Origin of the sequence: Sediminibacterium sp. KACHI17 (assembly GCF_040362915.1) — a bacterium.
Taxonomy (GTDB): Bacteria; Bacteroidota; Bacteroidia; order Chitinophagales; family Chitinophagaceae; genus Sediminibacterium.
Window position 1 is genome coordinate 2,854,402 of record NZ_AP029612.1, and the last position, 14,224, is coordinate 2,868,625.

The window sequence follows — 14,224 nt, forward strand, 5'->3', positions numbered from 1 at the left end:
GGTAGATCAACCGTTCTGCTGAACCATAGAGCTACTGTGAATGGCTGCGCTCATTTCCTTGATCAAAGAAACATCTTTTTCAATGGCGTTACCGATCACGATCACGTCAGCTCCGGCTTTGCAATTGCGGTAGGCTTTTTCTGGGTCGGTGATCCCGCCGCCGATGATCAATGGAATTTCAATATGACGGGCTACTTTTTCGATCATATTTTCAGTGATGGGTCTTTTGGCACCACTACCTGCATCCATATAGATCAATTTCATGCCCAGCATTTCGCCGGCCATGGCAGTACACATTGCGATCTCGTTTTTATCAGCCGGAATCGGGGTTGCATTGGAGATATAGGAAACGGTAGTAGGAGCGCCGCCGTCAACGACCATATAACCTGTTGGCATGATCTCAAGACCACTCTTTTTCACGAAAGGTGCACTGATCACATGCTGTCCGATCAATAATTCCGGATTACGACCCGAGATCAGTGACAGGTATAAAAGCGCATCCGCATATTTACTTACTTGAGAAGGAGAGCCGGGAAACAAAATCACGGGAATATCGCAGGCAGCTTTGATTTGCTGGATGCATTCATCCAGGTGACTGGAGATCACCAGACTTCCACCCAGAAAGAAATAGTCCACCTTCGCATCTACAGATAGGGATACCAACTGTTCAATGCTAGCATTGTCGACCTTGTCAGGATCAATAAGTACGGTGAAGGATTTCTTGCCCGCCTCCTTTCTTTCTGCCAATTGCTGATATATGACCTGCTTCATTCAGTATTATATAGATGCTACTGCAAAAATGCAGAAAAGTTTTTGTTTAAGGTGCTAAACCCCTGTTTGTTTCGTATTTATTTGAAAGATAATGTGTTGAAAGCAATTTAAGGCCTTTTAAAAGCAGAAATTTCCGTTTTGTTCTACCTTTTTATTTACGGAAAATTCTTTATTCAACAAGGGTAGATGCCAAAAAATCTTTCCCACAACGGGGGATATTCCCGCAAATTCAACCCTGATTTGAGGTGTGAAAAAATTCACACTCTTTATTCACAAGCTGTGCATATTTACGGACTTGGATTATCAAATCGGAAAGATATTTTCGTCAACCGCTTAACATTTCGTTAATCCGCTGGGACCCATTAAATAACCGCTAAAATCAGAACTGCATTATGGCTACTACTCGCTCTAAGAAAGGCTTGCAATTCGGACGTCGCTTTACCCAAGAAGGCGTTAGTCCGTACGACCAGTTTGAATACGATTACAGAGATTCTGTGATTAAAAATCCAAATGGTGAAAAAGTATTTGAAATGAACAACGTGGAGGTTCCTAAACAATGGAGCCAGATCGCCACCGATATCCTTGCCCAGAAATATTTCCGCAAGGCCGGTGTTCCGCAACCCGATGGTTCAGTGGGAAGAGAAACGAGCGTGAAGCAAGTAGCACACCGTATGGCACATTGTTGGCGCGTATGGGGAGAGCGTTATGGTTATTTCGCTTCTGAAAAAGATGCCCAAATATTTTATGATGAATTGGTATACAGCATCCTGAATCAGGCATGCGTACCCAACTCACCTCAGTGGTTCAATACCGGATTACATGAAGTGTATGGTATTACCGGAAAACCACAAGGTCACTATTATGTAGATGCTAAAGACGGTAAACTGAAAAAGTCTACCAACGCATATGAGCGCCCACAGCCGCATGCCTGTTTCATTCTGAGCGTGAGCGACGACTTAGTGAACGAAGGTGGTATCATGGATCTGTGGACACGCGAGGCCCGCATTTTCAAATATGGTTCTGGTGTGGGTACCAACTTTTCACAAATTCGTGGTAGCGGAGAAAAACTGAGCGGTGGCGGTACTTCAAGCGGATTGATGAGTTTCCTGAAGATCGGAGACCGCGCAGCTGGCGCTATCAAAAGCGGTGGAACAACACGTCGCGCTGCCAAAATGGTGTGTCTGGATCTGGATCACCCAGAGATCATGGACTTCATCAACTGGAAAGTAGAAGAAGAGAAAAAAGTAGCTGCCCTGGTAGCTGCCGGTTATGACAATAGTTATGAAGGAGAAGCATACGCAACTGTATCCGGACAAAATTCCAATAACTCAGTTCGTATCCCTAATAGTTTCTTCAAAGCATTGGAAGAAGATGGTGATTGGGAATTGAAAGCCCGTACCGATGGTCGTACCATGAAAAAGATCCCTGCCCGTGAAGTATGGGATAAGATCGCTTATGCTGCATGGCGTTGTGCGGATCCGGGTACACAGTATGATACAACCATCAACGAATGGCATACCTGTCCAAAAGGCGGTCGTATCAATGCATCTAACCCTTGTTCAGAGTACATGTTCCTGGACAATACTGCTTGTAACCTAGCTTCTATCAACCTGCGTAAGTTTCATGATGATGATACCAATGTATTTGATGTAGAAGGATTTGAATATACTACCCGCTTATGGACCACCGTACTGGAGATCTCTGTATTGATGGCTCAGTTCCCTTCAAAAGAAGTGGCACAGCTGTCTTACGATTACCGTACACTGGGTCTTGGCTTCGCGAACCTCGGTTCTATGTTGATGGTAAGCGGTATTGCTTATGACAGCGAAGAAGCTCGCGGTATTGCTGGTGCGATCTCTGCGATCATGACCGGTGTGGCTTATAAAACCTCTGCAGAAATGGCTTCTTTCCTTGGTGCTTTTGACAAGTACGAAGAAAATAAAGAAGACATGTTGCGTGTTATGCGCAATCACCGTGCAGCTGCTTATGATGCTGAAGATGCATATGTTGGATTGGAGATCAAACCACAAGGTATCAAAGCAAAATATTGTCCTGATTACCTGTTGAAAGCTGCTACCAAAGCATGGGATGATGCAGTACAATTGGGTGAGCAATATGGTTATCGCAATGCGCAAACTACCGTGATCGCTCCAACAGGAACCATTGGATTGGTTATGGATTGCGATACTACCGGTGTTGAACCTGATTTCGCATTAGTGAAATTCAAGAAATTATCCGGTGGTGGTTATTTCAAGATCATCAACCAGTCTGTACCTCAGGCCTTAAAGAATTTAGGTTATAATGAATCAGAAGCCACTGCTATTGAAAAATATGCTGTAGGTGCCGCTTCTTTTGAAGGTGCTCCTTTCATCAACAATGAAACCCTTGCTGCTAAAGGATTTACAGCCGATGAGATCGCTAAGTTGAATGGCGCTGCTAAATCTGCTTTTGAGATCGGATTCATCTTCAACCGCTTTACACTGGGAGATGAGTGCATGCAGCGTTTAGGATTTAAAGAAGAGCAATATGCTGATTGGAGCTTCAACCTCTTGGAAGCATTAGGCTTCACTGAAGATCAAATCGATGCTGCCAATGATTATGTATGCGGTACCATGACCATCGAAGGTGCTCCATACCTGAAAGATGAACATTTGCCTGTATTTGATTGTGCCAATAAATGTGGTAAAAAAGGAGAGCGTTATATCCATGCTTACGGACACATCCGTATGATGGGTGCTTGTCAGCCTTTCTTGAGTGGTGCGATCTCTAAGACCATCAACCTGCCTCATGAAGCATCAGTAGAGGAAATCGCTGATTGTTATATGCTGAGCTGGAAGTTGGGTCTGAAAGCAAATGCATTGTACCGTGATGGTTCTAAGCTGAGTCAGCCATTGAGCAATAAGTCTGATAAGAAGAAGAAAGAAGAAGATACTTCAAGCGATAAGGTGCAAGCTGCCAATGAAGAAACACCTGCTATTGAAACAGGTTCTAATATCGTTGACCTGAGTCAATTGACTGTGGATGAGTTATTGGAAGAAGTACAGAAGCGCATGAACGCGTCTACTGATACGAAGTTGAAGCGTCAGTTGTCAACCATCGTTGAGAAAAAATCATTGCCTGCTAAGCGTCGTGGTTTCACACAGAAAGCAAAGATCGGCGGACAAGTGATCTTCTTACGTACCGGTGAATATGCAGACGGAACATTGGGTGAGATCTTCATCGATCTTGCTAAAGAAGGTTCAACCCTTCGCAGCTTTATGAACTGCTTCGCGATCGCTGTTTCTGTAGGCTTACAATATGGTGTGCCACTGGAAGAGTTTGTAGAGAAGTTTGTATTCACCAAGTTTGAACCATCCGGTATGGTAGACCATCCGAATATCAAGACCACTACTTCACTGGTAGACTTTGTATTCCGAGCATTGGCTTACGAATACCTAGGAAGAACAGACCTGGTACATGTACTGGATCGTCCAACGATCGGTAATACCGGTGAAGATGATGGCGATGCTACATTATTGGGAAAGCCTGAATTGAGCAGTGTTCGTGTAACCGCTCCTTCGGCAAATACCACTCCTGCTGCACAACCTCAAAAATTACAGCGCGCAACAGCATCTGTAAAAGCAGAGAACAGCGGAATGGATGCAGTGAATGCAGCAGCGAAGAACATGCAAAGTGATGCTCCTGCTTGTAACACTTGCGGACATATCACCATTCGCTCGGGTACTTGTTACAAGTGCTTGAACTGTGGTAATAGCATGGGCTGTAGCTAGTAGTTAACATGAAATTGTTAGTAAATACAATGAGAAACCGCTTCCTTTTAAGGGGCGGTTTTTTTATTGTTACACCACCTACGCATCATACCAAGTGGGCTCCTGCTCAGTCGTAAATCACGATGAAGGAATGCTCTTTTTTATTTATCATACCATTTGTAAGGCACTCTGAAATCCTTCGTCTATCGCACAAATCGCCATAGATGAAAGTTTTCATTACGCTTCTTTCCCTATCCATCTTAGTAATATCCTGCACTAAGGAAAGTGAAAAACTTAGAGCAGCATTGCAAAACAACAATACACCCATCACCATGTCATCGCCTGCGTTAAAAAGAGGGACATTTAGTCCTACCGCAGGTATTCAAGTGATGGGAGTAGCAAAGATCATTCAAGCATCAGGTGCATTACAAGTTCAGCTAGATAGTTTCTCCGTGAGCTCCGGTCCGGATTTAAAAGTGTATTTATCACAAGCAGCTACGCCCGGCAATCATTTGAACTTGGGCAACCTGAAATCAAATAGTGGAACACAATCTTACAATATACCCACAGGTACCAATGTATCCGATTATTCATTTGTGCTGATACACTGTCAGCAATACAATCATCTCTTTAGTTATGCGAAACTTCAGTAAACATTTATTTCTTTTTATTACTGGTTCATGGTTAACGATTATAAGTGCTCAGCCATTTGCACAAGGTTGCAGTGATGCAGGTTTTTGTACGATACCCATTCGTCCGGCAGCAGCTGATAAGAATAGTTTTCGTTCTGAGTTTTCTTATTTGAGAGGAGAAGAAGATACACATCTGTGGGCGGTATCATTGTCTTATTCCAGACAGGTTTCCAAGCAATGGCAGTGGGATCATAAACTCGTAGCTACTCATGTGAATGGTGGCTATGGTACTGTATCGAATTTGAGTGACATATATTCAACGGTTCGGTATAGTATCAAAACAGGAAAAGGTAAACAGATGCACATATTGGGTGGAGTGAAAATCCCTTTCAATCAATCTAACCTAAAGATTCGCAATATTTCCTTACCGATGGTTTACCAGACTAGCTTAGGTACATATGATCTGATATTGGGAACCGCATTTACAACGGGCAAACTGGATATGAATTTAGCCGTGCAATTACCCGTCATACAATCCAATAGAAATAGCTTTTTTAAAGATCTTGCACCCATACCTGGTGAATTTCCTTCCACCAATCTTTTTCGAAGAAAAGCAGACGTATTATGGCGTGTAGGTTTGCCCATCAAATCAAAATCTGGTAAATGGAGGTTTGATCCGAATTTATTGGCCATTTATCATTTGGGAGAGGATAGTTATGAGAATCGCATGGGAGACAGACAAAATATCCCGGGTTCAGCCGGTCTGACTTTGAATGGGAACCTTCAGGCAACTCATCAGCTCAATGCACACCGATATCTTCAATTCAGTATAGCTTCCCCATTTATTGTAAGGAACAATAGGCCCGATGGTTTGACCCGATCATTAGTGATATCTGTATCGTATGGCTTTGGTTGGTGAATACAGAGATACAGTATCTTCGGGAAAACAGCCTGATGCATTTTTTATTTTCTTATGGAACCCTTCAGAAACCTAAGGTTCAACTGGAATCTTTCGGACGTTTATTGGAAGGCCACCCAGATACATTGATGGGTTATAGGATCCAGCAATTAGAGATCACCGATGAAGCTGTATTGGCTACCAGTGAACAATTGTTTCACCCCATTGCAGTTCCCGCAAACCATTCAGCAGATAGTATCGACGGGATGGTATTTGAAATTACACAGGCAGAATTAGAACGGGCAGATGCTTATGAAGTAGATGCTTATGAGCGTGTGTTGGTCACTTTATTGTCAGGAAAAAATGCATGGGTATATATTCAGCGATCATAATCGTATTTCAAATCATCTTTTCTTTATATTGAGGTGAATTCACCACCATATTTTTTTCAATTACAACTTAGGAAATGGCATCAAAACCTATTTCAGAAATGACAACTGAGGAGTTGCAAAAAACTGATAAATCGTTAAAACTTGCAATTCAAATCATGGGAGTGGTTATTGTGCTGATGACAGCATCTGCCATTTACATTTTTACCCAAAAAGGGTTTAGTGCAACAACCGTTCTTCCAATTGTATTTCTTCCTTTGTTTACTATGAATATAGCCAACAGGAAAAAGATAAAAGCAGAATTACTATCAAGAAACAATCAATAACTTCATTCTCAAATTTTCAAACCTGCCTGTCGGTAGACAGGTTTTCAAATTTCCATGGGAGATCTCCAAATTAAAAAACAACCTAAGAAATACGATGCTGTGATCGTAGGTTCTGGTGCTGGTGGCGGTATGGCTGCATATGTATTGGCCAATGCCGGATTAAAAGTTTGTTTATTGGAAGCAGGTGCAGATTATGACCCTGCAAAACATTCATCTCAACTAAAAAATCCATGGGAGTCGCCACGCAGAGGAGCGAGTACCAAGTTTCGTCCATTCGGTGATTTTGATGGTTGTTTCTGGGGCTGGGAGATCGATGGCGAACCTTATACCATGGCAGAAGGAAGTGATAAATGGGATTGGTGGCGTGCCCGTATGATCGGTGGACGTACCAATCACTGGGGAAGAATTTCATTACGCTTTGGTCCTAAGGATTTCAAACGCAGAAGCATCGATGGGTTAGGTGATGACTGGCCGATCAGTTATGATGATGTAAAACCTTATTATGATAAGATCGATAAATTATTAGGGGTATTTGGTTCACTGGAAGGATTAGAGAATGATCCGGATGGTATCTTCCTTCCACCACCTAAGCCTCGTTTACATGAGTTGATGATCAAAAAAGCGGCAACAGGTATTGGTGTTCCTGTTATCCCATCACGCTTATCGATACTTACCAAACAGATCAATAAAGAACGAGGAGAATGTTTTTATTGCGCACAATGTGGAAGAAGCTGTAAAGCTGCTGCAGATTTTTCTTCTTCATCTGCATTGGTACAGCCAGCAGTAAGAACAGGTAATGTAGATGTGATCACACAAGCAATGGCGCGTGAAGTGATCACCAATAATGAAGGTATCGCAACCGGTATTTCTTATGTCGATAAAACAGACATGATGGAATACCAAGTGAGCGGTCGTGTTGTGATTCTTGCAGCAAGCGCTTGTGAAACAGCTCGTTTATTGCTCAATTCAAAATCTACCAGACACCCTAATGGGTTAGCCAATAGTAGTAATGTAGTGGGTAAATACCTGCATGATTCTACCGGTGCTGCATTAGGGGGTGTATTACCTGAACTCTTCGGACGTAAGCGTTACAATGAAGATGGGGTAGGTGGTATGCATGTATACACACCATGGTGGCTGGATAATAAAAAACTGGACTTCCCTCGTGGTTACCATATTGAATACTGGGGCGGTATGAGTCAACCTGCCTATGGCTTTGGCTTTGGCATGCAAGGCATGAATGGTAAGTATGCTGTTAATGGTGTGAAAAAAGAAGCAGGAGGATATGGAGCTTCATTGAAAGAAGATGTACGTTATTTCTATGGCGCAGGAGTGGGTATGGCCGGAAGAGGTGAAGCTGTTCCAAGAATTGATAACTATTGTGAGATCGATCCGAAGGTCGTAGATAAATATGGTATCCCTGTATTGCGTTTTCATACTACGCATTCCGATTACGAGATCAAGCAGGCCAAGCATATGAAGGAAACCTTTAAAGAGATCATGCATGAAATGGGTGCGATCATTACTTGGGGTGGCGATGATGATGCTTCCAATAATTATGGATTGGCCAATCCCGGTAACATCATTCATGAAGCTGGAACTGCTCGTATGGGGAATGACAAAAAGACCTCTGCATTGAATAAATGGAGTCAGGCACATGACTGTAAAACCTTGTTCTGTGTGGATGGAAGTCAGTTTACTTCACAGGCAGATAAGAATATCACCTGGACGATACTTGCATTGTCTATGCGTGCATCTGAGTATATCATTGATGAAATGAAAAAACAAAATCTGTAAATCGATCTGTCTTGTTTTGAACGAGACGGGAAAAACATATTCATATGGACAGAAGAAAATCCATTAAAGCGTTGGTAGTCGGTACGGTAGTAACCGGTGTATTGGTTGATGCCTGTAAGCCTACTGATAAAAGAGAGAACACTACTGCATCCGGAAATCTGGATGACAGAATGGAAGAAGAAAAAAAGTATCTCGCAAAACTGGAGAAAGAAGAAAAATTCTTTACAGAGCATGAAATGGCGACCATTACTATTTTGGTTGATATCATTGTTCCAAAAGATGATGTAAGTGGAAGTGCCACCGATGCAAAAGTTCCGGATTTTCTGGAATTCATTGTAAAGGATATGCCATCCCATCAAACACCGATGCGCGGAGGCTTGCGTTGGTTGGATATCCAATCATTCAAGCAGTTTGAGAAGTCTTTTGTAGACTGTACAGCTGCACAAAGGATACAACTGGTGGATCAGATCGCTTATCCTGAAAAGGCAAAGCCCGAAATGGCTCAAGGTGTATCATTCTTTAACCTGATGCGTGATCTGACACTGACTGGTTTTTATACGTCTGAGATCGGTGTAAAAGACCTGGATTATCGTGGCAATGTTCCGAACAAATGGAATGGCGTACCTGATGATGTCCTAAAACAATACAAGCTGGCATACTCTGAACGAGAATTGAAAGAGTGTGCGAGTTACAGCTAAAAAACAAACGCTGTGTGATCATCAAAATCACACAGCGTTTTTCTTTTGAAGCCATGGGTGTTCGCTTAACTTACCCCACTACCCGGATTAATGGGTTCCTCCGGATTGATGAAATGTAATTTTCCATTGGCATCTTCCGCCATTAATATCATTCCATTGCTTTCAATACCTCTCATTTTACGTGGAGCTAAGTTCACCACTACGGTTACTTGTTTTCCAACGATCTCTTCCGGCTTGAAATGCATAGCGATGCCAGATACAATGGTTCTTGTTTCAAAACCAAGATCTACCTGTAGTTTCAATAATTTATCTGCCTTCTCTACTTTTTCTGCAGAAAGGATCTTACCTACTTTGAGATCGATCTTTGCAAAATCATCAAATACGATCTCTGGTTTTACCGTGATTTTTTTTGCTTCACCACTCACTACTGATTGCTCACTCTCTTTCTTAACACTAGCTGCATTTAATTTTTCGATCTGTTCCATGATTTCGCTGTCTTCAATTTTTCTAAATAATAATTCCGGAGCTCTGAGGCTATAACCAACACTCAGCAACTTCAGGCTACCGGCATTTTCCCAGTCCAACATTTTTTCAACCACCTTCATCATATGACACATTTTCTTAGCCGTAAAAGGAAGGAAAGGGTTGCTGAGGATCGCCAGGTTAGCGGTTAACTGCAAACAAATATGCAAGCAATTGTCAATGCTTTTTTGAGCAGACGGATTTTCTGCGAGTGATTTCGCTACGATCCAAGGCTCTTTTTTCTGCATGTATTGGTTGCCAGTACGAGCCAGATTGATCACTTCAAATAATGCTTCACGGAAGCGGTACTCTTCCAATAAGGAAGTGACTTTTGTTGCACAATTCTTGATCTCCGCAATGGTCTGCTGATCTAATTCATCTGCAATATCCTGATGAAAGGCAGGAACTTTTCCATTGCATAGTTTATGCATCAATACAAAAGTGCGATTCACGAAATTGCCGAAAATGCTCACCAGTTCACTGTTGTTCGCATCCTGAAAGCCTTTCCACATGAATTCACTGTCTTTTGTTTCAGGAGCGATCTGAGTAAGATAGTAACGCAACACATCCGCCATTTGTGTCCCACCATTCTCTTTTTGGATAAAATCATTGATATAATCCTGCATATCCAATTTCCAGTTGCGACTCGTACTCATTTTGTCCCTTTCCAGGTTCATGAATTCATTGGATGGAACATTATCCGGTAAAATATTGCCATGCAGTTTCAGCATCACAGGGAAGATGATACAATGGAATACGATATTATCCTTGCCAATGAAATGCACCAGCTTGGTATCTTTATCTTCCCAATAAGGTTTCCAATCTTTTCCGGTATTGATCGCCCATTGTTTGGTAGCACTGATATAACCGATCGGTGCATCGAACCATACATACAACACTTTTCCTTCAGCATCTGCAACGGGTACTTTCACGCCCCAATCCAGGTCACGTGTTACGGCACGAGGCTGTAATCCGCCATCGATCCAGCTTTTACATTGTCCGAGTACATTGGAACGCCAGTCATTGGCATGTTCCTCCAATATCCACTTTCTCAAAAAATCTTCATGACGATTCAGCGGTAAATACCAATGCTTGGTAGATTTCTTAATCGGTGTTTTTCCACTCAGTGTGCTGACAGGGTTGATCAATTCATCAGGACTTAAACTTTTTCCGCAACGTTCACATTGATCGCCATAAGCACTATCGAAACTACAATTCGGGCAAGTACCCTTAATATATCGGTCTGCTAAAAATGTATTCGCAGCTTCATCATAATATTGTTCTGATTCCTTGATCTCAAGGTCGCCGTTATTATTCAGTTTGGTGAAGAATTCCTGTGCCGTTTCATGATGCAATGGATCACTGGTGCGATGGTACACATCAAAAGCAATACCTAAGTCTTTAAAATTTTGTTCCATCAAAGGATGGTACTTGTCAATGATGGCTCTTGCCGTTGTTCCTTCCTTAGTGGCCTGGATAGGAATGGCTGTTCCATGTTCATCACTTCCGCATACAAATACCACATCTCTTTTTTGTGCTTTGAGGTACCGCACATAGATATCAGCCGGCAAATAAGCGCCGGCTAAATGTCCGATATGTTTTTGCCCATTCGCATAGGGAAGGGCCGCTGTGATCAGGTATCTTTTAGGTTGCTCCATAAAATCCGCTCTTGGCTGTTTCCTGTTTATAAGTCTGCAAAAATACAGATTAGCCCCGTAAGCGGCGCTGAAAGTGCAAATACGCTAAATTGCCGAATGATCAAGACACCGCCGTACTTACGCAAAGGAGATATCATCGGTATTGTTTGCCCTTCCGGTTATATGCCCTCAGAAAAGGCCCAAACCTGCATCAAAGTGTTGCAGGAATGGGGTTATCAGGTTAAAGTAGGAAAGACCCTTGGTAATCAATTCCATTATTTTTCCGGGACAGATCAAGAGCGACTGGAAGACCTGCAGCAAATGCTGGATGATAAAAGTGTAAAGGCAATTCTTTGTGGCAGAGGTGGCTATGGTATGAGCAGGATCATCGACTTACTTGATTTCAGTCGCTTCAAAAAAAATCCTAAATGGATCATCGGATACAGTGATATCACATTGCTGCATGCTCATTTATATACACAGCTGAAAACTGCTTCATTACATTCCCCGATGGCTGCTGCGTTCAATGACGGAGAATATGAAAATGAGTTCATCCAATCTTTAAAAAAAATACTCAAAGGCAGTTCATACAAATACAGATCGGTTGCCCATCCTTTGAATCAAATAGGCACTGCCACTGGTGAGCTGGTAGGAGGTAATTTGTCTTTACTGGCACATATGACAGGAAGCAGATCAGCGTTTTCTTTCAAAAAGAAGATATTATTTATTGAAGATATTGGTGAGTATATCTACAATATTGATCGCATGATGATCCAACTGGAAAGAAATGGTGTTTTGAAAGATTTGTCGGGATTGATCATTGGTGGATTTACTGATATGAAAGACACTGTCATCCCATTTGGCGCCACTATCACAGAAGTGATCCATGAGCGTGTAAAAAAATACAAATACCCCATCTGTTTTGATTTCCCCGTAAGCCACACCCGCGAAAACTACCCGCTTAAAGTAGGAGTGAAGCATGAGTTGAAAGTGGGGAGAGGGGGAGCTGTATTAGTTGATAGACCATAGACCATGGACCATGGTCTATGGTCTATAGTCCAACAAACTATCCATCTTCTGCTTCATCTCAATAAAAGTATTCAAATCTCTGTGAGAGCCGTTTTCGATGGTGATGAATTCGTCGCTCGGTTTGAGAACTGATTTTAGTTTCACTGCATTCCTATAAGGGATCACCCCATCTTCTGTTCCGTGGAAAATGGTAACGGGTGCAGTGACTTTTTTCATGAACTCATTTGATGGGAACTGGTATTTCAGAATAGACTTTAAAGGATACATCCATAAGTATATGCCTACCAATGAACGCATACTGTTATAAGGTGTTTCCAATATCAGTCTTTTACAATCTCGTACAGATGCCAACTGGGTTGCAGCTCCTGTTCCCATTGATTTACCGTAGATGATGATTTGATCCGGACGATAAAATTGTCGGGCTCTTTTATATACTTGTAAAGCCTGATCATATATGGCCTGTTCTGTCAATTCACCTGTCGACTTTCCAAAACCGGGATAATCAGGCATCCATACAGCATAACCGTGTGAAGTGAATTGTTCTACAAAACGTCGGTAACGTCTTACATTACCCCTGTTTCCATGAAAGTATAGTACCACTCCCTTTCGAAGACTATCGGGAACCGTGAAGTGTACCATATGTGTCTCACTCTTTTCATCTACAGGTATCCAGACATCTTCACAAGGCTGTTCGAATTGATAAACACTATCTTTTGTAACTACTACAGGCTGGAATAGTATTTTCTTTTGGAAAGAATAAAAAGCGATCCCGATCAGGGCATACACGAGAAGTATGATCTTGAGCCAACGAGGGACTTTTTTCATCTTTGATTTTTTGACCTGTGAATTGATAAAGATCCATCAATATCAGCTGTCTAATTTCATAAAAAATCAGATCAGGCATTCAAAGATCAAAAAATCAAAGATCAAATCCTTCTTTTTTCGGAACTTACAACAAAACGGTACCCCTTGGGTCAACTACTGTTATATATTGCACTGGCGGTTGTCTTATTATCTGTACTCACCTACCTTGTACAGGAACGTTTGATATTCAAGCCCGAGAAATTAAAGCATGACTTCAGGTTTGAATATGATATTCCTTTTGAAGAATTGTTTTTCGACCCTGCTCCCGGAGTACGGATCAATGGGCTGCATTTTTACAGACCTGAACCCAAGGGCTTGATTCTTTATCTGCATGGCAATACGCGTAGTATCAAAGGATGGGCGAAGTATGCAAAGGATTTTTATCGGTATGATTATGATGTGGTGTTGGTTGATTACAGAGGCTTTGGAAAAAGTACCGGCAAACGAACGGAAAAAGATATGCTGAATGATATGCAGTTTGTTTATGAAAAGCTGGTAGAGAAGTATGCGCAGCATCATATCTTAGTATATGGGAGAAGCATGGGGAGCGGATTTGCAGCAAAGATCGCATCAGACAATACGCCACGTTATTTGATATTGGATGCTCCTTACTACAGCTTTAGAAAAGTAGCAGAGCGGTTTGCACCTATTCTGCCCATTAAATATGTACTCCGCTTTCATTTACGTACTGATAGATGGATTCAGAAAGTGAATTGCCATACTTATATCATTCATGGTACAAAAGACTGGCTGATACCGATTAGCCATAGTGAGAAACTACAACGCTTCAATCCGCATAAGATCACACTCATCAGAATTGAAGGTGGTGGACATAACAATCTCCCTTCTTTTCATGAGTATCATAATTTTATTAGGGATATCCTCAAATACTAATAAAAAAGAACAAGTAAC

12 protein-coding genes are annotated in these 14,224 nt (G+C 41.9%); 9 read left to right on the forward strand and 3 right to left on the reverse strand.

All coding sequences use genetic code 11. From position 1 onward, the window contains the following. Positions 1 to 6: 6 nt before the first annotated feature. A complete protein-coding gene (locus ABXG83_RS12690; protein WP_353549239.1) occupies positions 7 to 771 on the reverse strand; it encodes a geranylgeranylglyceryl/heptaprenylglyceryl phosphate synthase in 765 nt (254 codons plus the stop codon). Between the two features lie 392 nt (positions 772 to 1,163). Between ABXG83_RS12690 and ABXG83_RS12695 the strand changes: the two genes are divergently transcribed. The 7 genes from ABXG83_RS12695 to ABXG83_RS12725 all read left to right on the forward strand — a co-directional run bounded on the left by ABXG83_RS12695 (position 1,164) and on the right by ABXG83_RS12725 (position 9,260). After that, positions 1,164 to 4,541 (forward strand): vitamin B12-dependent ribonucleotide reductase, encoded by a 3,378-nt coding sequence (locus ABXG83_RS12695; protein WP_353549240.1) that lies wholly within the window; start codon positions 1,164 to 1,166, stop codon positions 4,539 to 4,541. 203 nt (positions 4,542 to 4,744) lie between these two features. After that, the gene (locus ABXG83_RS12700) at positions 4,745 to 5,173 is read left to right on the forward strand and encodes a DM13 domain-containing protein (RefSeq protein WP_353549241.1); all 429 of its coding nucleotides are present in this window, start codon (positions 4,745 to 4,747) and stop codon (positions 5,171 to 5,173) included. Beyond that, positions 5,157 to 6,071 (forward strand): hypothetical protein, encoded by a 915-nt coding sequence (locus ABXG83_RS12705; RefSeq protein WP_353549242.1) that lies wholly within the window; start codon positions 5,157 to 5,159, stop codon positions 6,069 to 6,071. Before ABXG83_RS12700 ends, ABXG83_RS12705 begins: the two co-directional genes overlap by 17 nt. A gap of 35 nt (positions 6,072 to 6,106) precedes the next feature. After that, on the forward strand, positions 6,107 to 6,442 hold the full coding sequence (locus ABXG83_RS12710; RefSeq protein WP_353549243.1) for a gamma-glutamylcyclotransferase family protein: 336 nt from the start codon (positions 6,107 to 6,109) through the stop codon (positions 6,440 to 6,442). A gap of 74 nt (positions 6,443 to 6,516) precedes the next feature. Then, positions 6,517 to 6,765 (forward strand): hypothetical protein, encoded by a 249-nt coding sequence (locus ABXG83_RS12715; protein ID WP_353549244.1) that lies wholly within the window; start codon positions 6,517 to 6,519, stop codon positions 6,763 to 6,765. 54 nt (positions 6,766 to 6,819) lie between these two features. Then, positions 6,820 to 8,562 (forward strand): GMC family oxidoreductase, encoded by a 1,743-nt coding sequence (locus ABXG83_RS12720; protein WP_353549245.1) that lies wholly within the window; start codon positions 6,820 to 6,822, stop codon positions 8,560 to 8,562. A 44-nt stretch (positions 8,563 to 8,606) separates the two neighbouring features. Beyond that, positions 8,607 to 9,260 (forward strand): gluconate 2-dehydrogenase subunit 3 family protein, encoded by a 654-nt coding sequence (locus tag ABXG83_RS12725; RefSeq protein WP_353549246.1) that lies wholly within the window; start codon positions 8,607 to 8,609, stop codon positions 9,258 to 9,260. Positions 9,261 to 9,325: 65 nt separating this feature from the next. Here ABXG83_RS12725 and metG read toward each other — a convergent pair whose 3' ends face one another. Next, complete coding sequence (gene metG, locus ABXG83_RS12730; RefSeq protein ID WP_353549247.1) at positions 9,326 to 11,440, reverse strand: methionine--tRNA ligase; 2,115 nt, start codon at positions 11,438 to 11,440, stop codon at positions 9,326 to 9,328. Positions 11,441 to 11,536: 96 nt separating this feature from the next. Between metG and ABXG83_RS12735 the strand changes: the two genes are divergently transcribed. Next, positions 11,537 to 12,448 (forward strand): LD-carboxypeptidase, encoded by a 912-nt coding sequence (locus tag ABXG83_RS12735; RefSeq protein WP_353549248.1) that lies wholly within the window; start codon positions 11,537 to 11,539, stop codon positions 12,446 to 12,448. A 15-nt stretch (positions 12,449 to 12,463) separates the two neighbouring features. Here the strand turns inward: ABXG83_RS12735 and ABXG83_RS12740 are convergent, their stop codons facing one another. After that, the gene (locus ABXG83_RS12740; RefSeq protein ID WP_353549249.1) at positions 12,464 to 13,273 is read right to left on the reverse strand and encodes an alpha/beta fold hydrolase; all 810 of its coding nucleotides are present in this window, start codon (positions 13,271 to 13,273) and stop codon (positions 12,464 to 12,466) included. Between the two features lie 144 nt (positions 13,274 to 13,417). On the opposite strand from ABXG83_RS12740, the gene ABXG83_RS12745 reads away from it, so the two are divergent. Further along, on the forward strand, positions 13,418 to 14,206 hold the full coding sequence (locus ABXG83_RS12745) for an alpha/beta fold hydrolase (RefSeq protein ID WP_353549250.1): 789 nt from the start codon (positions 13,418 to 13,420) through the stop codon (positions 14,204 to 14,206). The last annotated feature ends 18 nt before the right edge of the window (positions 14,207 to 14,224 follow it).

What these genes read in the sequence shown, in the direction of transcription:
- ABXG83_RS12690 (WP_353549239.1), bottom strand. Translation starts at nt 771, where the DNA reads ATGAAGCAGGTCATATATCAGCAATTGGCAGAAAGAAAGGAGGCGGGC.
- ABXG83_RS12695 (WP_353549240.1), top strand. Translation starts at nt 1,164, where the DNA reads ATGGCTACTACTCGCTCTAAGAAAGGCTTGCAATTCGGACGTCGCTTT.
- ABXG83_RS12700 (WP_353549241.1), top strand. Translation starts at nt 4,745, where the DNA reads ATGAAAGTTTTCATTACGCTTCTTTCCCTATCCATCTTAGTAATATCC.
- ABXG83_RS12705 (WP_353549242.1), top strand. Translation starts at nt 5,157, where the DNA reads ATGCGAAACTTCAGTAAACATTTATTTCTTTTTATTACTGGTTCATGG.
- ABXG83_RS12710 (WP_353549243.1), top strand. Translation starts at nt 6,107, where the DNA reads ATGCATTTTTTATTTTCTTATGGAACCCTTCAGAAACCTAAGGTTCAA.
- ABXG83_RS12715 (WP_353549244.1), top strand. Translation starts at nt 6,517, where the DNA reads ATGGCATCAAAACCTATTTCAGAAATGACAACTGAGGAGTTGCAAAAA.
- ABXG83_RS12720 (WP_353549245.1), top strand. Translation starts at nt 6,820, where the DNA reads ATGGGAGATCTCCAAATTAAAAAACAACCTAAGAAATACGATGCTGTG.
- ABXG83_RS12725 (WP_353549246.1), top strand. Translation starts at nt 8,607, where the DNA reads ATGGACAGAAGAAAATCCATTAAAGCGTTGGTAGTCGGTACGGTAGTA.
- metG (WP_353549247.1), bottom strand. Translation starts at nt 11,440, where the DNA reads ATGGAGCAACCTAAAAGATACCTGATCACAGCGGCCCTTCCCTATGCG.
- ABXG83_RS12735 (WP_353549248.1), top strand. Translation starts at nt 11,537, where the DNA reads ATGATCAAGACACCGCCGTACTTACGCAAAGGAGATATCATCGGTATT.
- ABXG83_RS12740 (WP_353549249.1), bottom strand. Translation starts at nt 13,273, where the DNA reads ATGAAAAAAGTCCCTCGTTGGCTCAAGATCATACTTCTCGTGTATGCC.